This is a genomic window from Nocardia sp. NPDC058705, assembly GCF_042749305.1.
Taxonomy (GTDB): Bacteria; Actinomycetota; Actinomycetes; order Mycobacteriales; family Mycobacteriaceae; genus Nocardia.
Genome location: NZ_JBHYRN010000010.1, coordinates 157,469 through 176,172, shown reverse-complemented (window position 1 = coordinate 176,172; position 18,704 = coordinate 157,469). Strand labels below are relative to the sequence as shown.

The following is an 18,704-nucleotide window of genomic DNA, read 5'->3' as shown; positions in this document are numbered from 1 at the left end:
TCATTTGACATGCGCAATTATGCATATCAAAATGGAATCTGTTTCCATTAAGGAGTTGGTTCATGACCACCGATGCCGCGCCCGCGCATCCGCACAACCCGTACCACTCCCCCGCCCCCGCCGCCGTGCCATCGCGCACGGTGCTCGAGGACGCGGGCGAGCTGCTGCGGGCACTGGCCGCGCCGGTCCGCATCGCCATCGTGCTGCAGTTGCGTGAGTCGCCGCGTTGCGTGCACGAGCTGGTCGACGCGCTCGGCGTCACCCAGCCGCTGGTCAGCCAGCACCTGCGCATTCTCAAATCGGCGGGCGTCGTGCACGGCGAACGTTCGGGCCGCGAGGTGCTCTACGAACTCGTCGACGATCATCTGGCGCATATCGTGGTCGATGCCGTCGCCCATGCCGAGGAAGGGTAAACCGTTGACAGACAACGCCTCCGCGAAGCAGGTGGGTGTTCGCAGCACCCGTCAGCGCAGTGCCATCTCGGCGCTGCTCAGCGATATCGACGAGTTCCGTTCGGCGCAGGAACTGCACGACGAACTGCGCAAACGCGGCGAGAACATCGGCCTGACCACCGTCTACCGCACCCTGCAGTCGCTCGCCGACGCGAGCATGGTCGACGTGCTGCGCACCGACACCGGCGAGTCCGTCTACCGCCAGTGCTCGAGCGGCCACCATCACCACCTGGTCTGCCGCCAGTGCGGGCGCACCGTCGAGGTCGAGGGCCCGACGGTCGAGGCGTGGGCGGAAGCCATCGCCAGCGACCACGGCTTCACCGAGGTCAGCCACACCCTCGAGATCTTCGGCACCTGCCGCGAGTGCGTGCGCAACCGAGCCGAATCCGAGGCCGCATCCGTGTGACTCAAGTCACATGATGGAACCTTCGCTACGCGTGCCCCGTCCAACCTTCACGAAGGGACCGGTCCACCCGGACGCGTAGTCCTTCGGCATCGAAGGAGGGGCATCGTGAGTGGGACTCTGGGCGTCGAGCCCGATCAGTTGAAGACCATGGCGACGACGTGGCGTCGGGAGGCCGGCGAGGTCGACGCGCTGAGCTGGGCGACTTCGAGCGAAGCGACCGGCGACGGCAGTGACGTGCTCGCCGCGGTTCGCGGACTGTCCGACCCGGCTTCGCGGGCGATGGACTCGATCGCGACCCGCTACACGACGCTGGCCGACCTCGTCGACAAGTTCTCCGCCGACATCCAGGCTCGCGACGTCGAGACCGCGGGTGAAATCGGGAAGCTCGGTGCCCGCTGATGCGGCCCACGATCCCCCAACTCGACACCTGGAACCTCGAGGGTCTGCATCGCGCCGCCGAAGCCGCCCGCGCCAATGCCGATGTGCTCTCGACCTCGGTCGACGACTGCTCGCGCGCTATCTCGGCGGCCGGTGGCTGGCACGGGCAGACCAAGGACGCGGCCGCTCGGCGCATCGATGAGGAAGTCGATCACGGGTATGAGGTGCGCACGGTGCTGCTGCGGGTCGCCGACGATGCCGCGGATGCCTACGCAGGCTTGAAACACTCCAAAACCTATGTGCTGGAACAGAAGAACCTCGCCGTCACGCAAGGATTCGCAGTCGCGCCCGACGGGCATGTGACCCATCTCGATCCCGAAAAAGAAGGCGACGCAGGAGTTTTCCAGCTCAATCTGTTGAGTGGGTTGGATGAACTCGAACGTCTCGACACGCTGTTCGGTGCGCGTCTGCGCGAGTCAGTCGGCGACCTCGGCGCCATGCGTGACGGTCAACCCGACATCACCCTTGCCGACGGGTCGGTCCAGGATCCGGATGCGGTGGCGATTCAGTTGGCATCGATGTCGGCGGACGATCGGGCTACTTTCCTCGCCGGGTTGAGTCCCGAAGCGCAACGTCAGTTGGTGATCGCGGCGCCGGAGAAGTTGGGCAGTCTGAACGGGGTGCCGTTCGTGATGCGGATCGATGCCAACGAGATCAATATCCGCAATGCGCTGACCCGCGAGAAGGCCAAGCCGAATCGGGACGAATCCCGGGTCAAGCAGTTGGAGGCGATGCTGTCGCCGATCCCGAATCCCGACACCGCGCAAGCTCACACGGATACGGCCGCCGCAACCGGCAAGGACGCGACACCGCAGCTGGGCATGGTCGATCGCAAGTTCGTCATGTTCAGCACCGAGGGCAACGGTCGGATGATCGAGATGATCGGGGATATGAAGTCGGGTGCGCCTGGTGTCGGCGTCTATGTGCCTGGCACGAGTACGAACCTGAACGGTTCCGGTTCCAATCATGTGGCCGCCTGGAACCTGGCGGACAAATCCGGGAGCCCGGTGTTCCTGTACATGGAAGGTGACTTCCCGCAGAGTCTGACAAGTGTGTCCGACGGTGCGCCGAGTCCGCGGTTCGCGGCGGATATGGCACCCAGGCTGGTCGACTTCGGTCGCGAAATCGACAGAGAGGTCGCAGCGTCCGCACCGGGAACGCCAGTTTCCTATGTGGGTCATTCCTACGGCGGATCGATCGTCGGCTCGGCCGAGCAGTTGGGTTTGCGGGCCGACCGCGTGCTACATGCGTCATCTGCGGGAACCGGTGTGTTCGAAGGTGGTTGGAACAATCCGAACCCGAATGTTCAGCGCTATTCGATGACAGCGCCCGGCGATCTGATCGGCGTCGTGCAGTCCTATCCGGATGGTGGCCTGACCCTTCCCGGTGGAATCCACCTGCCCGGAAACCCGCATGCGTCGGAGGTTCTCGGTGGTGATCCCGATGAGGTGCCCGGCGTGACCCGCCTGGACACCGGCTTTTACAGCGAGGAAAACACCGACCACCGGAACGAGGTCGTGTTCGGAAGCGACGGGCACGGCGGTTACTGGGACGACCGGAACTCGACAGCGTTCCAGAACATCGTCGGCGTCATCAATGGATCGGACGCGACAGCCTATGTCGAGCGTGGGATCGAAACACGGTACGTCGACATCGGTTTGGGCGACAACGGCGACGGTCGCAAAGAAGGATTCGATGCCTCGAAGGCAGCCGCCGCCGCAGCTCTCGCGGACGCCTTCGGCAACCCGAACCTCGACCCGTATGCGAACCCTCGCATCACCGACAATCCCCAACTCGGCGAAAAGATCGACATCAAATGAGGATCATGACCGCACTCGCAGTGCTCGCCATCGCGACGCTGACCGGATGCAGCGGCCTCGTCGACAGAGGTCCGACCAATCAGGAAATAAAGGACACCACCGGGCTGACCGTCGACGAGGCGAGTCCGATTGTCGAGCGCAATCTCGAACTCGTCTGGCCGGAACAGGTGACGGTCAAACGAGCCCAGCTGCCCTATTCCGGCCTCGGCTGTCGAACCAACGACTCGATGATGTCGGAAGGGCCGCCGTGGCATGTTCGCGTCACGAAGGTGGAGGTGAACCCGCCCCAGGAGTTCATCGACCGTGCGGTGGCCAACCTCGAGGCGATGACCACACGCGGATTCATCTTCGAACCGAGCCAGCGGCCCGACGCCGACCCGGCGGATCGGTTCTACCGCGATTCACGCGGCTACACCGTCTCGTCATCCTTCGAAACCGCTGTCGGGCCGAAAAAGGAAGTGCAGTTCTCGATGACCGCGACCTCACCCTGCGCGGCGGAGTAGGACGGACCTGTCGCGATGAGCAATGCAGTGACTACGATCTCGGGAGCGGGGACGTCATGAACGAGCACCGGTTCTGTGGGAGGGACGAAGGTATGGCAGTTCGAGGCAGCGTGGTTCGGATGGTCGGTGTGCTCGTGGCGGTGGGGTTGGCTGTCGCGGGGTGTGGGGGTGGGGAGCAGGGGACGGCTGGGCCGCAGACGAGTTCGGTGAGTGTGGCGGCTAGTCCTACTTCGGTGGATGCCGAGGCGAAGGTGTGGGATCCGTGTTCAGTCCCGGAATCGGCTGTGAGCGGGGCAGGACTGAATGTGAGCACCCGCAAAAACGAGGTCGCTGGAGTCGACTTCACTGGCTGGAAGACATGCAGTTGGCAGGATTCGGCCAAGCAGTACACGTTTTCGATCCTGTCGTCAGAACACACACTCGCTGAGTCCCGGGCGCGGACAGATTTCACCGATTTCACCGAGACGACCGTGGGCTCGCACCCAGCGCTCCAATTGCGGACGACTGGTGCGACATACGACCTCGGTTGCACACTGGCCGTTGAGGTTCCGAACGGGTCGGTTCTGTTCAGGCTGCTGAACCGCGTCAGCGCTTCCTCCCCACCTTCGCCCTGCCCAGAGGTTCGCAGACTCACCGACAGCTTCGCCCAGTACCTTCCCGAGAGCTGAGGGAGCAATGCTGCAGAGCATCGACCCTGGCGAGTGGAGTCGGCTTCTGGTCCAGGCCGAAGCAGGTCAGCTCTCGCTCGATCCAGAGATCGGCAAGGACCTGGACAGAGTCTGCGACGACCACCTGGAACGGCTGGATGAGGTCTTCGCTCAAGTTGACCTTGTCCGCAACATCTCTGGCTTCGGCTCGTTCAACTCGAGTCAGACGCTGGAGCGGAAGTTCTCGCTGACCGCATCTGGGGGCGATCGCCCGCTCGACGAAGTCCTCAAGAAGCACATCGAGGCCGTCAAGACCGCGAAAGAGGTTGTCGCCAAGGCAATTGCGAACTTCATCGCCCAGGACGAAGCGACCGGCGCCAAGATCTCCGCGACAGGAGAACACCTGTGACGTACGAGGATTACAAAGCGAAGGTGATCGCCGCGCAGGAGCAGTGGAACACCGAACGGGCCAAGATCTACGACCGGCAGCGCTCGGGCAACTACTCCACGATCTTCGACGGCGACACCCAACCACCGCACATCACCACCCCGGACAACTACGACAGCATGACGCTCGAGTAGATGCAGGCAGCGGTCGCGGCGATGAAACCGCAACTCGTCGATGACGCGGTCACCGCGTGGGCGAATATCGGTGGTGCGCTGATGGGCACGTTCGTCGGGTTCAACCAGCAGTTCGCGCGCACCGTCACCGGCGCCGACGGCCACAGCGGCTGGACCGGCGCGGCCGCCTCGGCAGCGGTCGCCGCCGTGAACAACTATGCGCAGCAATCGCTCCCGCTCTCCCAGGCCGCGACCGCGATCAGCCTGAAGCTGAACGAGATGCGCACCGGGATCGAGCAGACCCAAGCGTTGATGCCCGGCCTCACCGAGCGCGCCAACGTCACCGGCAAGTCGCTGCCCGCCGACGGCGTGATGAAGGTCGATGATCACAACCGCGACGAGGCCACCCAGGAAGGCAGGCGGATCCTGCGGACCGTGTACGCCCAGGTCGCAGGCCAAACCGACAACGGTGTCCCGTTTCTGCCGACGGCACCGACCATTACCAGCGGCGACGGTAACCAAGGGGTCAACGGCGAGACGAACTCCGGCGGCACCCAGGGTGGTTCGACCGACGGCGGTACCAGCACCGGTGATCAGTCAGCGGACACACCAGGAGATGGCACCACCGAGGATCCCGGCACCGAAACCCCCTCGACCACACCGACTTCCACCGATCCTGGCTCGACCACACCCCAGAGCACGACACCGCAATCCACTACACCGACCGCCGCAACACCAACCGCCACCGCGCCGACCAGCCCTGGTTCGGCGACTCCCGGCACCGGCAGTCCTGGCGTCGGCAGCCCCGTCGTCGGCACGCCCGGTGGCAGTGGCAGGGGTGCAAGCGGTCAGGGTGGGAGTGGCACTCCACGCGGAACGGGTGCTCCGGGCAGCGCAACACCGGGCAAAGCCGTTCCTGGCAGCCAGTCCCCCGCAGCGGCGGCGGCCGGAACCCGTTCGGGCACAGCGACATCAGGTGCGGGTCGCGGTGTAGCGGGTATGGGCGGCATGGGTGCGCCGGGCGCTCGGGGCGGTTCGGATGACGAACGCACCAAAGGCATCCCGGACTACCTGATCACCCAGGAAAACGGCGACCTCCTGCTCGGCACGAACGAGATCCGAACCGTACCCCCAGTGATCGGCGGAGACGACGACAGTGCACCGAGCTGAATTCACCGGCACCGAATTCGACATCCTGTGGTCCGGCTACGGCCGCGACCGCCTCCCCTACCCCCTCCAATACCGCACCGACATAGTCGAATTCGACGAACTGAAGCGGCATCGCGAGGCAGCCGTGGAGAGCCTGCTCGGCAAATACGACCCGGCGATCGAACGCGCCATCGCCGTCCTGCTCGACCCCGAAGCCAGAGTCGAATCCAAAGGGTATGTAGGCAAGGACAATTCGAACATCCTGCGCTTCCACGGCGCGATCCGCGGCGCAGCAGGCGCCACCCTCACCCAGGCACCGGGCGCCGACGAGGACACCGGCGGCAACGTCACCCTGACCTCCTGCACCCCCATCCAGGTAGCCGCTTTGACGGTCGCCGCCCTCCCCCGCACGAAACCGGGCAAGAAGCCCCCGGTCGAGGTCCGCCGAGACCAGCTGGCCGCCGAAGAAGACCACTTCGAATACCGAGCAGGCCGCCTCAGCTCCGCCGACCAACTCAACCAGATCTTCCACCGCCCCCGCCAAGCCTTCGGCGAGATCTCCGCCCTCTCCGGCCCCGCCCTCGACGCCCGCCCCACCCCCGCCCGCACCTTCTGGTGGATGGACTACCCCGACGGCCGCTACTACGTGAAAACCGGCGACCCCATCATCGCCGAACCCCTCCCCACCGACCGCATGATCGCCGGCATCCACCGCATGCTCACCCGAGCCCAGCGCTATCACCAGGAGTTCCCCTCCTGAACCCTGGCCAGAGACGGAGAATTCAGATAATCTGATTTCATGACCACGATGTCTGCCGCCGAGGCATCCCGAAACTTCTCCGCAGTTCTACGCCGGGCCGAACACGGTGAGACGATCCGGATCGTCCGCCACGGGCGGACGGTAGCAACTATCTCTCCGCCGACGAAGAAGACCGGACTAGCACTTCGGCGCGCGCTGGAGGCCTCTGACGCACCACCTTTCGACGACGACTTCGCTTCTGACATCAACGAGGCGCTCGCCATGGTCACCGACGATCTGGAGGACCCGTGGGGCGACGACTGATCCTCGACACCGGCGTGTTGATCGCCTATGAACGTGGAACCATCGATCGCACAGCGTACGACGAAGACGAATTGGCAATAGCTGCAGTGACAGTCGCCGAGTTCCGTGTCGGTATCGAACTCGCTGATACAGCGGAGCGTGCCGCACAGCGTTCCCGTCGTCTTGCCGTACTCCTCGATGACATAGACACCCTCGAGTACACCGAGCAGACGGCGAATCGTCACGCACAGCTACTCGCGCACGTCCGCCGATCCGGCAGACCACGTGGTGCCCACGACCTGATCATCGCGGCACACGCGGCGGAGTCGGGTCGAACTGTCGTGTCCCTCGACACGAAGGCCAAGTTCGGCGACCTGCCCGGAGTCACCGCGATCACTCCGTAAAACGTACTCGTCGGCCGGTGGATGCAGCGATAATACCCGCTATTCGCTTCATATTGTGCAGCGAATAGCGGGTATTATCGCTGCATGCCGAGCCGTAGGTACATCTGGGAAGCAGCCGAGTGGCCACGCTTCACCTATGACGCCGCACTGCTTGCCAAGCCGACCGCAGCGGTCGCGCTCGCGCAGGGGCGCCTGCACGGTCGACTCGCCCACGCCGACGACGCCGCACAGGAACGCGCCGGACTGGAAGTGCTCACCGCCGACGTCGTGAAATCGAGCGCCATCGAAGGTGAGCAGCTCGACGCCGCGTCGGTCCGATCGTCCATCGCCCGCAGACTCGGCGTGGATATCGGCGCGATGACCCCCTCCGACCGCCGGGTCGACGGCGTGGTCGACATGATCCTGGACGCCACCCGCCATCACGACCAACCGGTGACGGCGGAGCGCCTGTTCGGCTGGCACGCAGCCCTTTTCCCGACGGGGTACTCCGGTATTTCGCGAATTCGAGTGGGCGGCTGGCGAACTGATGAGACCGGCCCGATGGAGGTGATCTCCGGACCGTACGGTCGACAGCAAGTCCACTTCGAGGCACCACCCGCAGCCCGCCTCGATGACGACATGCGCCTCTTCCTGGATTGGCTCGAGGCGGAGACTCCCGAACCGGCGGTACTCAAAGCAGGTCTGGCACACCTGTGGTTCGTGACGATTCACCCCTTCGACGACGGCAACGGCCGAATCGCCCGCGCCATAGGCGATCTCGCACTGGCTCGCTCCGAAAACAGCCCCCTCCGCATCTACAGCCTGTCCGCCCAGATCCAGCGCGACCGCAAAAGTTACTACGCCATCCTCGAAAGCACCCAACGCGGCAACCTCGACGTCACCCCCTGGCTCCTGTGGTTCCTCGATGCCCTACACCAGTCGATCGACAACGCCGACAACACAATCGACGCCGCCCTCACAAAATCCCACTTCTGGCGCACCTGGCACGGGACACCGATGAACCCCCGCCAGATCGACATGCTCAACCGAATCCTCGACGGTTTCAACGGAAACGTGACAACCCGCAAATGGGCGATCATCACCAAAACATCCCAGGCCTCCGCCCTCCGCGACATCAACGAACTACTCGACCTCGGAGTCCTGCGCCGCTCCGCCGCCAGCGGCCGAAGTACCTCATACGAACTGACGGAGTCCACTGATCCGCGCCGATAACCTAATCCGGACCTGACTCGATATCTGTTTCATCTACCCAAACGGCAGCATCCTCCGCGTACGGCAGGTCCACCCTGTCAGCACCGGAAACGTACAGCGCCCACAGCAGTTCACCGTGCGGTACGTGCGGCTCACCGAGGGTGTCAATCCATACAGCCACGCCATCTGCCCGCACGGTGACATCCCACCAGGTCCACGCACGAAGGTCGGGATCGAAGCAGTAGATCCATTCCGCCGGATCCCAAATATCACCAAGGTCTGCTATGAGGTAGTTGCTGGATCCCTCAGCACTCACTGCGTCCGACATCACCCGGAACCATTCCGGCAACGAGTCGAGCGCGATTTCTGAATCGTCATCGAAGTTCACGTCCCGCGCGATCATGACTGCCGCCGAGATCAGTGCGCGCAATCGCTCGACATATAACTCACAAGAGACAGCTGGGCGCACTGAAAAGACCAACAACGTCGCGGTTGGATCGCTCCACGAGTGCGACAATATCCGTGCGAGCTCGTCTGAATGACACCTTTTACCAGCCGACGTCGTCCCATCGTCACTCATCACGCACCACTTTCCGGTCGTCAGTCTTCACCGGCACCGAGTTGTCCAGCAAATGAAGGTGTCAGCATTATCCCTGGCAGACAGAAGATGCTCCGCGCGAATGGTGTTCGTGCGGAGCATCTTTGCGGAGGATGTCAGGCGGGTACGGCAACCGGCTCGGTGGTCGCTGCTGGTTCGGTCTCACGTCGTGCGCGGAGTGTGCCCACGCCGAGCAGAGCGAGACCTGCTGCGGCCCAGACGAGTAGCACCGCGAGGGGTCCTGCCGCGCCCGCGCCGTCGAAGTAGGCGACGGAGCGGAGGAGGGAGGCCGCTGCGCCGGGTGGGAGGAGTTGGCCGAGGGTTCCCCAGGGCTGGGGCAGGAGTTCGGGGGCTGAGGTGGCGGCGGAGAACGGGTTGCCGATCAGGAGCATGGTCAGGGCTCCGAGGCCGATGCCGGGGCGGCCGATGGCGGTGGCGAGGCCGACGATTGTTGCCGCGACAGTGAAAGAGGCGAGGCCGGCGATGGCGGCCAGTTCGAGGTAGGAGCCGGGCAGGATCGAGAGCCAGGTGTGGAAGACCAGGGTGCTGAGCAGGCCGCCTGCGATGCCGAAGGTGGCCAGGCCGGCGAGACGGGCGCCGAAGGAGGAGACGAGGAGGGTGAGCAGCACACCTGCGGCGAGGCCGGACATGACCAGCGGCAGAACCATCGAGCCGAAACCGGCCCCGCGGGGGTCGTCGGGATCGGTGGCGACCACGTCTTGGACCGCTGCGGCCGGTACACCGCTGAGTTGTTGGGCGACGGCGGTGAGTTGCTGGGCGACGGCGGGTGCGGCGGCGGAGGCGACCATGACCTGCGGTGCGCCGTTGCCGGTGACGATGGCACCGTAGATTTCCCTGTCGGCCAGCATATTTCGCGCAGCGGCCGCGTCGGCGACGGTGGTGATCTCGAAAGCGCCGGGATCGCGCTGCTGGAGTTGGTGGGTGAGTTGGGCGGAGGCAGGACCCGCGACGGCGATCGGCAGGTCGCGCGGGGCGATATTGACGGCGGGCCAGGCGAAGGCGATCAGCATCAGGGCCTGGATCGCGGTGGCCGCGAGGCCGAGAGCGACTGCTCGGCGGGTGATCGTCATGGCAGTTTCCCCTTAAAGCGAATGTTCGTTCTTTTTGGTGTTTCTACGGTGACACCATCGAGCCCCGCTTGTCAAGAACGGATATTCGTTTTACTTTTGACCCATGCCCCGAGTCAGCGAAGAACACCTGGAACGCCGCAGGCAGCAGATCCTCGACGCCGCGCAACTGTGCTTCGCCAGGAAGGGGTTCCACGAGACCTCGATGCAGGATGTGTTCACCGAATCCGGGATGTCGGCGGGCGCGGTGTATCGGTACTTCACCAGCAAGAACGAGATCATCGGCGCGCTGGTGAACCGCACGATGGGGCCACTGCGCGAGCGGCTCGCCGACATCATTCGCAGCGAAACCGTCCCTCCCCCAGCGGAAGTCATCCGGCTGCTGACCACCGAGATCATCAAGCGCAGTGGACCCGACGGGCCGCTGCGGCTGGCCCCGCAGGCGTGGGCGCTGGCGCTGGTCTCGAACGAGACGGCGGTCCCGGTGGGCGCTGCCATCGCCTCGATGCGCGAGCTGTGGTTCGAGTACGCGGACCGGTTGTGCGAATCCGGCTGGCTGCCCCCTGGGACCGATTCCGACGCGATGGCCAAGACGCTCATCGGGTTGCTGCCCGGGTTCATCCTGCAGCACCTGCTGCTCGGCGACGTCGAACCCGACGACTTCGCCCGCGGCCTCGAGATCATGCTGCCGGGGCCGCCGCACCATCCACGGTGAGTAATCCCACTGTTGCCACTGCTTCCCAACGGGTAGGTTCGGGTGCGGCACCGGAGGGGGTCCCGAGCGCCGGACATCGTTGAATATCGATCCGACCAGGGAGTTTCCTGTGGCATCACACAAAAGAACCGTCTTCGCCGCCCTCGCGGCCACCACCGTCGCGGCCGCGGCCATGGCGGGTACCGCGCAGGCCCGGATGATCGGCGAATTCGAGGTGGGCGGCGCGATCGAGATCGAATACGACCAGGCGGGCGGGCCTGCACTGGGCGACCCCACTTCTCCCGAATCCGACGCGGCGGCCGGTGGCAAGTACCAGACCTTCGCCAACAACGCGGCCATCTACTGGCATCCCGATACCAACGCCAACACCGTCGCAGGCCAGATCCGCGACAAGTTCGCCCAGGCAGGCAACGAATCGGGCCATCTCGGCTATCCGGTCACCCGCGAGCTACCCGCGGGCGGCGGCCGCTTCAACCACTTCCAGAAGGGCTCGATCTACTGGTCCGTCGGCACCGGCGCACACCAGATCAGCGGCCCGATCCGCGACAAGTGGGCGGCACTTGGCTGGGAGTCGAGCCCGCTGGGCTTCCCGCTCACCGACGTGTCCGCGGCGGGCAAGGACAACGGCCAGTTCACCATGTTCCCGACCGGCGCCATCTACTGGTCGTCGAAGACCGGCGCGCACGCGGTGTGGGGCAGCATCCAGGCCGACTGGATCCGCGCGGGCGCCGAGGGCGGCCGCTACGGCTACCCGACCAGCGACGAATACGACTACCAGGGCGGCAAGGCCCAGGATTTCCAGGGCGGCAAGATCACCTGGAAGCCCTGACGCGTTACGGCGCGAGCAGCCCCTGCCGGGCCTTGTTCGCGCCGGACAGCGCCAGCAGCAGCATGGTGGTGAGCGCCCCGTCGTCGAGCCCCTCGGCGGGGAAGGTGTAGCGCAGGATGACGTCGCCGAGTTTGCCGCGGGCGATCAGGGTGACCGAGCCGAACTGAATCTCGTTGTTGCGCTCGGCAACTCGCTTGTGCAGTTGCGGCTTCAGCGGGCGATCCCACGCCAACACGCTGGTCAGCGACAATACGGTGAGGCCAGGAGCCAGGGTGACGGCGCGGATCGAGCACAGGGCGCCGTTGTATTCGAAGCCCAGCGATCCGTCGGCGTCGACGCGCACGTCGATTTCCTGCATCTGCAGACAGGCGCCGGTGCGCGCCTGCAGGTCGATCTCGGGGCTGACCACGTTGGCTTCTTCGCTCATTTCCTGACTCATTTCGCGCCACCGAAGCGGCGATCGCGCTTGGCGTATTCCAGGCACGCGTCCCACAGGTTACGCCGGTCGAAGTCGGGGAAAAGCGTGTCCTGGTAAACGAATTCGGCGTAGGCGGCCTGCCAGATCAGGAAGTTCGAGCTGCGGAACTCACCGGACGGGCGAAGGAACAGGTCGACGTCGGGCATATCGGGTTCGTCGAGGTACTTCGCGACGGTGGCCTCGTCGACCTTCTCCGGGTCGATCTCGCCCGCGGCCACCCGGCGCGCGATTTCCCTTGCGGCATCGGCGATTTCGGCGCGACCACCGTAGTTGACGCACATGGTCAGCGTCATCACGTCGTTGTCGCGGGTGAGCTCCTCGGCCACCTCCAGTTCCTTGATCACGCTGCGCCACAGGCGCGGTCGACGACCAGCCCAGCGCACCCGCACACCCATCTCGTGCATCTCGTCGCGGCGGCGGCGGATCACGTCGCGGTTGAAGCCCATCAGGAAGCGCACCTCGTCGGGGCTGCGGCGCCAGTTCTCGGTGGAGAAGGCGTAGGCCGAGAGCCACTTGACGCCGATCTCGATGCAGCCTTCGACCGAGTCCATGAGCACGGCCTCGCCACGTTCGTGTCCGGCGGTGCGCGGCAGGCCACGCTCCTGGGCCCAGCGGCCGTTGCCGTCCATCACCAGCGCGACGTGGTTGGGCACGAGCTCCGGCGGGATCGCGGGTGGGCGCGCGCCGGAGGGATGCTGGGACGGCGGGCGCACGGTGCGGCCGGCCTTGCTCGCGGGGGCGGGGTCACGACGCAGGATCACGGCGTCCATCCTGCCTGATCGCCGGGTGCGGGCCTGAGGGCGGTCCAAGACCGGCGTAATCGCGCAATCCGCGGCCGAGCAATCAGTATTTCGACCGAACGCAGGCAGAGTGCACGACTACGCCGGCCCGGCTGCGATCAGCCGGCGACGACAGTGGGTTGGGCGCCGGACCGTTCGATCATCGACAACGTCCGCAGTTGCCGTTCCAGGTGCCACTGCAGGTGGGCGGCGACCAGACCGCTGGCCTGGCGGCGGACATTGTCGGGGACGCTGTCGATGTAGGCCCACTCCCCCTTCAACAGGGCGACCAGCAGATCGAGCACCCCGGTGACCGGCGTGCTCGCACCGGGCGGGCGACAGTGCACACACACCGCGCCGCCCGCTGCCACGTGGAAGGCGCGGTGCGGGCCGGGGGTGGCGCAGCGGGCGCATTCGTCGAGCGCGGGCGCCCAACCGGCGAAACCCATGGCGCGCAACAGGTATGCGTCGAGGATCAGTTCGTGGGGGCGCTGCTTGGCGGCGATGGCGCGCAGGGCACCCGCGGTGAGGACGTGCAGTTTCGGGGCGGGGGCGCGTTCTTCGCCCGCGAGGCGTTCGGCGGTTTCGAGGATCGCGCACGCGGTGGTGTAGCGGCCGTAGTCGTCGATGATGTCGGACGCGAACGCCTCGACGGTGATGACCTGGGTGACGATGTCGAGTGAGCGGCCCGGGTGCAGCTGCACGTCGATGTAGGAGAACGGCTCCAGCCGCGCGCCGAACTTCGACTTGGTGCGGCGCACCCCCTTCGCCACCGCACGGACGAGGCCGTGTTGCCTGGTCAGGAGCGTGACGATGCGATCGGCCTCGCCCAGCTTGTGCTGGCGAACCACCACCGCCTCATCCCGATACAAACGCACGGGGCCAGTCTTCCATGCGGGCCCGACAGTGCGGTCGCGACCCGCGTGTGCGGTCGTCGCCATCAAGTCCCGCACGAGCGCGCAAACAGTCAGTCCTGGCGGAGCAGTCCGCCGATCAACAGCAGCAGGGATTGCTGGGTTTCGGCGCGGGCGCGGTCGGGGTCGGCGGCATGGGCGACGATCAGCGACGCTTCGGTGATGGCGCTGAGCAGCAGTTGCGCGAGCACCGGAACGGGGGCGGCCGGGATCAGGCCCGCGTCGGTGGCGCGTTGCAGTTCGGCGGTGATCAGGCCAAGGCCGTGGCGGGCCTCGAACTCGCGGAAGGCAGGCCAGCCGAGCACGGTGGGGGCGTCCATCAGCACGATGCGCACCATTTCCGGGCGGCCGCAGAGCTCGAGGAAACGCGCCAGACCCGCGGTCATGCCCCCGATGACGTCGGCACGGTCGACAGCGGCGACAGCGGCCTCGATCTCCGCGGTGGCCTCCGTTTCGATCTGTTCGAGGACGGCGAGGAACAATCCGCGCTTGTCGGCGTAGTGATGGTGCAGGGCGCCGCGGGTGACCCCGGCGGCAGCTACCAACTGCTCGGCCGATGTACCCGCGAAGCCGCGCTCGGCGAACAGGGTGCGACCTGCCAGCTCGAGCGCGGCTCGGGTGGTGCGGGAGCGATCCTCCTGACTACGGCGCTGCATGCAGCCGAGTGAACTCCACGATCAGTTCGGTGAGCAACTCCGGGCGGTCCTCGGACAGGAAGGTGTAGGAATTGTCGACGGTGCGCAGGGTCGCCCGGGGTAGCTCGGCGACCAGCCGTTCGGCCAGGGTCATCGGGAACAGTTTGTCCTCGGTCGACCAGACGACGAGCACCGGGAGGTCGACCTCGGCGAAGTGTTCGGCGGCGGACAGGGTGCATCCCTTGTCGGCCGTGGCGGCGAAGCGGCGCAGGTCCGCGCGGATCGCGGCGCTACGCCGAGCCGGCTGCAGAAAAGACTCCACGATCTCTTGCGGCAGATCATGTTGGGTCAGCCAGCCGAAGCCGAGCGGCAACCGCTGCGCGAACCGCCACCGCATCGGAGCCAGTAGCGGGGCGATCGTGCCCGGGATCTTCGCGATCTTCAGCAGAGTCGTAAAAGGCTGCGGCCAGATCTCATAGCAATCGACGGCGGCCAGGACGACGCGGCCGATCCGTTCCGGTCTGCGCGTCATCAGGATCTGGGTGAGCGCACCGCCGGTGTCGTTGGCGACGATCGTGACATCGGTGAGGTCGAGTGCGTCGAGGAACTCGGCGATGAGGTCGGCGAGGCCGGTGGGCGTGAGGTCCGCGTCGGGTACCGGGATCGAATGCGAACCGAGCGGCCAGTCCGGTGTGAGGCAGCGATGTCCGGCCGCGGCGACGCCGGGCACCACACCACGCCACAGATCGGCGTTGACGAGCAAGCCGTGCACGAACACGACCGGCGATCCCGTGCCGGTGTCGTGATAGCGGATCCGGCCGGACGACAGGGCGATTTCGTGCGCCGGGCCGAGTGCTGAGCTGATTCCCATGGGGTCCTCCCCTGGTCGAATGCTGGGCCCACTCACTGTTACATACATGCAGTATGTATGTCTATACCCACCCTAGGGGATGTGGACGAGTGACCAGTTTCGCGTTACGGTCGAGCCACCACCTGCAGAGACGGAGCTCACATGTCCGCGCCCGACCCCATCGCGCCGAATTCCCCGGCCGATCTCGGACTCACCGAACTGTCCGCTGCCCTCGCCGAGCGCAGCGTTTCCTCGGTTGCGGCCGTGACCGACGCGCTCGACCGGATCGAGGCGTCGCAGCCGACGCTCAACGCGTTTCGGGTCGTGCGTCGCGCGGCGGCGCTGAAGGAGGCCGCCGAGGCCGATGCCAGGTTGGCCGCGGGTGTGCGACTGCCGCTGCTCGGCGTGCCGATCGCGGTCAAGGACGACACCGACATCACCGGCGAGGTCACCGCGTTCGGCTGTGGCGGGGAGTTCGCGCCGAAAACCACCGACGCCGAATCGGTGCGCCGGTTGCGGGCGGCGGGCGCGGTGATCGTGGGCAAGGCCAATACCTGTGAACTGGGGCAGTTGCCGTTCACCAGTGGTGATGCGTTCGGCTATACGCGCAATCCGTGGGATCAGGCATATACGCCGGGTGGATCATCGGGTGGGTCGGCGGCGGCGGTCGCGGCCGGATTGGTCCCTGCCGCACTGGGTTCCGACGGTGCGGGGTCGGTGCGCATTCCGGCGGCGTGGACGAATCTGGTCGGGATCAAACCGCAGCGTGGGCGGATTTCCACCTGGCCGCTGGCGGAGTCGTTCAACGGGCTCACCGTCAACGGACCACTCGCGCGCACCGTGCGCGACGCGGCACTGCTGCTCGACATCGCCGCCGGACCGCACGACGGCGACCGGCACAAGCCCGCGCCGATCGACGCGAGCGCGGCTGTCGGGCGCGACCCCGGCAAGCTCAGAATCGCGCTCTCCCTGAACATTCCGTACACCGCGACCAAGACCGCGCTCGATCCACAGATCGCGGCGGCGGTACACGCGCTCGCCACCACCCTTCGCTCGCTCGGCCATAGCGTCACCGTGACGGACCTGCACTACGGGCTGATGATCGGCGCGTCCTTCCTGCCGCGCTCGCTGGCGGGGATCAGCCGGGTGCACCGGAACATGCCGGGGTCCGTCGTCGACCCACGGACCACGGCCAATGCACGCATCGGCCGCGTTCTCGGCGGGCCCGTTCTCGCCGCGGCACGGCGGGCGGAACCGTTGCTGCACAAGCGGATCGGTTCGTTCTTCGACGACTACGACCTGGTGCTGGCGCCCACCACCGCGACCCCTCCCCCACGCGTGGAGGAGATCGACGGAATCGGAGCCGGTGCGACCAACAACCTGATCACCGCGGCGTGCCCGTACACGTGGCCGTGGAACGTTCTCGGCTGGCCGAGTGTGAACGTACCTGCCGGATTCACCGACACCGGACTGCCGATCGGCGCGCAACTGATGAGCACGGCGAACACCGAACCGCTGCTGATTTCGCTTGCCGCGCAACTGGAATCGGCGTTGCACTGGGATCGGGAACGACCCGCGCAGTGGTGGTGAGTCACAGCGGTGCGTACGGCCACCAGCGGTCGTAGAGATCGCGGCCCGACGCACCGCCGTACACGGTGAGTATGCAGAAGTTCCTCGCCACGTCCTCGAACGTCACGAACATGACACCGACCGTGGTGTTCGCGGTCAGGCCCTCGGCGTCCTGGACGATGACGCGCCCGCGACTCGACGACCGCTCCCATGGCTCGTCGAGAACCGTCGAGTTCTCCGGTAGCGGAGCGGCCGTGGTCGGTGTGCGATCGGCGTTGCAGTTCGCCGAGATTCGCTCGACTGGGTTGCGGTCACCATTGCAGGTGAGGGTGCCGACCCGGTCCGGATGCTGATTCAGCGGCACCGGCTTGTGCTCGCGATCTACTGCGACGCAACGGATTCCCTGGTATCCGCTGGCGAAAGGGCCGCTGGGCAGCAGCGTCGGCAGCGCGTTCGCGACGTATTGATAACGCTCCCAACCCTGTTCGGTGGCGACCGTTGTCGTTGGCGGGGTGGGAGGCTGGGTCACCGTGCCCGCATCGCGGTTCGCCACGACAACACCCACCAGCACCACCGAAAGACAGATCGCCGCGGTCAGCGCCATCGTCAGCCGAGCACGAGGCCGACGCGTGCTCCCCGGCGCCTGCGCCCCTGGCCCGCCGTTCGGCGCCACCGACACGGGACTCGATGTCGCGGCCTGGCCGCTGACCGATATCGCGGTCGGCCTCGAAGCCGAACCCGACCGAGCATCCGGCGGCAGCGGTGGCGCACTGTGCGGGGCTCGAGCGGTCGGCGCGACAGGGGTGCCGAAGGCTGCGTTCGTTGCTGCCGCGAGGGCGCCACAGGTGGAATAGCGGGCGTCGCGGTCCTTGGCGAGTGCCCGGGTGAGCACCGCGTCGACATCGGGTGGGAGGTCGGGGTTGAGGTCTGTGGGGTGCGGCGGGGGTTCGTACAGGTGGGCGGCGATCACGGCGGCCGGGGTTTCGCGCGGGAAGGGTTTGCGACCGGTGAGAAGTTCGAACAGGGTGCAGCCGAGGGCGTAGACGTCGGCGCGGTGGTCGACGTGACCCATCACGATCACTTCCGGGGCCGCGTAGGCAAGGGTGGCGACGAAGGTGCCCGCTTCGGTGAGGGCGGTGCTGTCGGCGCCTGCTTTGGCGATGCCGAAATCGGCGACCAGCACCCGGTCCGGCTCGCCGGGGCGTCGTTCGAGCATGAGGTTGGCCGGTTTGACGTCGCGGTGCAGCAGCCCGGCGCGGTGTGCGGCGTCCAGGCCCGCCGCCGCTTCGGTGACGATGTGGACGGCGTGCAGGGGATCGGGTGGGCCCGTGCGCAGCAATGCGGCAGCGTCGGTACCCGCGACCAGCCGCATCGTCATCCACAGGGCGCCCTCGTCCAGGCCGCGATCGTGCACCGCGACGACATTCGGGTGGTCGATCCGGGCAGCCAGCTCGGCTTCGCGGATGAAGCGCGCACGGAATTCCGGTTCAGCACTGTGTATTTCGCTGAGCACCTTCAGTGCGTCGAGTCGGGGAAGCCGAGGGTGGCGCGCGGCGTACACCGTTCCCATTCCGCCACTGCCGAGCACGCGTTCGATCAGGTATCCGGCGAAAACCGCGCCGGGCCGCAAGTTCAC

Annotated in this window: 24 protein-coding genes; 16 read left to right on the top strand and 8 right to left on the bottom strand. The window is 66.2% G+C overall.

Annotated features, from left to right (window positions below; translation table 11 throughout):
* The first annotated feature begins 62 nt into the window (after positions 1–62).
* The 13 genes from ACFW6D_RS15165 (at position 63) to ACFW6D_RS15105 (ending at position 8,634) form a co-directional block, all read left to right on the top strand.
* Entirely contained in the window at positions 63–413 is a 351-nt protein-coding gene (locus tag ACFW6D_RS15165) for an ArsR/SmtB family transcription factor (protein ID WP_379328471.1), read from the top strand.
* Positions 414–417: 4 nt separating this feature from the next.
* A complete protein-coding gene (locus ACFW6D_RS15160; RefSeq protein WP_379328469.1) occupies positions 418–858 on the top strand; it encodes a Fur family transcriptional regulator in 441 nt (146 codons plus the stop codon).
* A 105-nt stretch (positions 859–963) separates the two neighbouring features.
* Positions 964–1,257 carry a type VII secretion target gene (locus tag ACFW6D_RS15155; protein WP_379328467.1) on the top strand — a complete coding sequence of 98 codons (294 nt, stop codon included), beginning with the start codon at positions 964–966 and terminating at the stop codon, positions 1,255–1,257.
* Positions 1,257–3,116, top strand: a complete 1,860-nt coding sequence (locus ACFW6D_RS15150) for a hypothetical protein (protein ID WP_379328465.1) — start codon at positions 1,257–1,259, stop codon at positions 3,114–3,116. Before ACFW6D_RS15155 ends, ACFW6D_RS15150 begins: the two co-directional genes overlap by 1 nt.
* A gap of 5 nt (positions 3,117–3,121) precedes the next feature.
* Complete coding sequence (locus tag ACFW6D_RS15145; RefSeq protein ID WP_379328463.1) at positions 3,122–3,619, top strand: hypothetical protein; 498 nt, start codon at positions 3,122–3,124, stop codon at positions 3,617–3,619.
* A 56-nt stretch (positions 3,620–3,675) separates the two neighbouring features.
* Positions 3,676–4,287 carry a DUF3558 domain-containing protein gene (locus tag ACFW6D_RS15140; protein ID WP_379328461.1) on the top strand — a complete coding sequence of 204 codons (612 nt, stop codon included), beginning with the start codon at positions 3,676–3,678 and terminating at the stop codon, positions 4,285–4,287.
* A gap of 7 nt (positions 4,288–4,294) precedes the next feature.
* A complete protein-coding gene (locus ACFW6D_RS15135; RefSeq protein ID WP_379328459.1) occupies positions 4,295–4,675 on the top strand; it encodes a hypothetical protein in 381 nt (126 codons plus the stop codon).
* The gene (locus ACFW6D_RS15130) at positions 4,672–4,848 is read left to right on the top strand and encodes a hypothetical protein (RefSeq protein WP_379328458.1); all 177 of its coding nucleotides are present in this window, start codon (positions 4,672–4,674) and stop codon (positions 4,846–4,848) included. Before ACFW6D_RS15135 ends, ACFW6D_RS15130 begins: the two co-directional genes overlap by 4 nt.
* Positions 4,849–5,997, top strand: a complete 1,149-nt coding sequence (locus ACFW6D_RS15125) for a hypothetical protein (protein ID WP_379328456.1) — start codon at positions 4,849–4,851, stop codon at positions 5,995–5,997.
* Positions 5,984–6,736 (top strand): ESX secretion-associated protein EspG, encoded by a 753-nt coding sequence (locus ACFW6D_RS15120; RefSeq protein ID WP_379328454.1) that lies wholly within the window; start codon positions 5,984–5,986, stop codon positions 6,734–6,736. The genes ACFW6D_RS15125 and ACFW6D_RS15120 overlap by 14 nt, the downstream gene beginning before the upstream one ends.
* A gap of 39 nt (positions 6,737–6,775) precedes the next feature.
* On the top strand, positions 6,776–7,039 hold the full coding sequence (locus tag ACFW6D_RS15115; RefSeq protein WP_379328452.1) for a type II toxin-antitoxin system Phd/YefM family antitoxin: 264 nt from the start codon (positions 6,776–6,778) through the stop codon (positions 7,037–7,039).
* Positions 7,024–7,422 (top strand): PIN domain-containing protein, encoded by a 399-nt coding sequence (locus tag ACFW6D_RS15110; protein WP_379237586.1) that lies wholly within the window; start codon positions 7,024–7,026, stop codon positions 7,420–7,422. The genes ACFW6D_RS15115 and ACFW6D_RS15110 overlap by 16 nt, the downstream gene beginning before the upstream one ends.
* A gap of 84 nt (positions 7,423–7,506) precedes the next feature.
* Positions 7,507–8,634, top strand: coding sequence for a Fic family protein (locus ACFW6D_RS15105; RefSeq protein ID WP_379328450.1), 1,128 nt, complete (start codon positions 7,507–7,509; stop codon positions 8,632–8,634).
* 1 nt (position 8,635) lies between these two features.
* Here ACFW6D_RS15105 and ACFW6D_RS15100 read toward each other — a convergent pair whose 3' ends face one another.
* Together ACFW6D_RS15100 and ACFW6D_RS15095 are read right to left on the bottom strand one after the other, a co-directional pair.
* Positions 8,636–9,193: a hypothetical protein gene (locus ACFW6D_RS15100; protein ID WP_379328448.1), complete on the bottom strand. Its 558-nt coding sequence runs from the start codon at positions 9,191–9,193 to the stop codon at positions 8,636–8,638.
* A gap of 134 nt (positions 9,194–9,327) precedes the next feature.
* Positions 9,328–10,302 (bottom strand): hypothetical protein, encoded by a 975-nt coding sequence (locus tag ACFW6D_RS15095; RefSeq protein ID WP_379328445.1) that lies wholly within the window; start codon positions 10,300–10,302, stop codon positions 9,328–9,330.
* A 103-nt stretch (positions 10,303–10,405) separates the two neighbouring features.
* Between ACFW6D_RS15095 and ACFW6D_RS15090 the strand changes: the two genes are divergently transcribed.
* Both ACFW6D_RS15090 and ACFW6D_RS15085 read left to right on the top strand, forming a co-directional pair.
* A complete protein-coding gene (locus tag ACFW6D_RS15090) occupies positions 10,406–11,014 on the top strand; it encodes a TetR/AcrR family transcriptional regulator (RefSeq protein WP_379328443.1) in 609 nt (202 codons plus the stop codon).
* A gap of 109 nt (positions 11,015–11,123) precedes the next feature.
* On the top strand, positions 11,124–11,843 hold the full coding sequence (locus ACFW6D_RS15085) for an LGFP repeat-containing protein (protein ID WP_379328441.1): 720 nt from the start codon (positions 11,124–11,126) through the stop codon (positions 11,841–11,843).
* 4 nt (positions 11,844–11,847) lie between these two features.
* Here the strand turns inward: ACFW6D_RS15085 and ACFW6D_RS15080 are convergent, their stop codons facing one another.
* The 5 genes from ACFW6D_RS15080 to ACFW6D_RS15060 form a co-directional block, all read right to left on the bottom strand.
* Positions 11,848–12,201 (bottom strand): YbjN domain-containing protein, encoded by a 354-nt coding sequence (locus ACFW6D_RS15080; protein WP_378608421.1) that lies wholly within the window; start codon positions 12,199–12,201, stop codon positions 11,848–11,850.
* Between the two features lie 77 nt (positions 12,202–12,278).
* Positions 12,279–13,091 (bottom strand): isoprenyl transferase, encoded by an 813-nt coding sequence (locus ACFW6D_RS15075; RefSeq protein WP_379328438.1) that lies wholly within the window; start codon positions 13,089–13,091, stop codon positions 12,279–12,281.
* A gap of 128 nt (positions 13,092–13,219) precedes the next feature.
* Positions 13,220–13,978 carry a DNA repair protein RecO gene (gene recO, locus ACFW6D_RS15070; RefSeq protein ID WP_379328436.1) on the bottom strand — a complete coding sequence of 253 codons (759 nt, stop codon included), beginning with the start codon at positions 13,976–13,978 and terminating at the stop codon, positions 13,220–13,222.
* A gap of 89 nt (positions 13,979–14,067) precedes the next feature.
* The gene (locus tag ACFW6D_RS15065; RefSeq protein ID WP_379328434.1) at positions 14,068–14,670 is read right to left on the bottom strand and encodes a TetR/AcrR family transcriptional regulator; all 603 of its coding nucleotides are present in this window, start codon (positions 14,668–14,670) and stop codon (positions 14,068–14,070) included.
* The gene (locus tag ACFW6D_RS15060; protein ID WP_379328432.1) at positions 14,657–15,520 is read right to left on the bottom strand and encodes an alpha/beta fold hydrolase; all 864 of its coding nucleotides are present in this window, start codon (positions 15,518–15,520) and stop codon (positions 14,657–14,659) included. Before ACFW6D_RS15060 ends, ACFW6D_RS15065 begins: the two co-directional genes overlap by 14 nt.
* Positions 15,521–15,661: 141 nt before the next feature.
* Between ACFW6D_RS15060 and ACFW6D_RS15055 the strand changes: the two genes are divergently transcribed.
* Entirely contained in the window at positions 15,662–17,089 is a 1,428-nt protein-coding gene (locus tag ACFW6D_RS15055; RefSeq protein WP_379328430.1) for an amidase, read from the top strand.
* A gap of 1 nt (position 17,090) precedes the next feature.
* Here the strand turns inward: ACFW6D_RS15055 and ACFW6D_RS15050 are convergent, their stop codons facing one another.
* Entirely contained in the window at positions 17,091–18,704 is a 1,614-nt protein-coding gene (locus tag ACFW6D_RS15050; protein WP_379328428.1) for a serine/threonine-protein kinase, read from the bottom strand.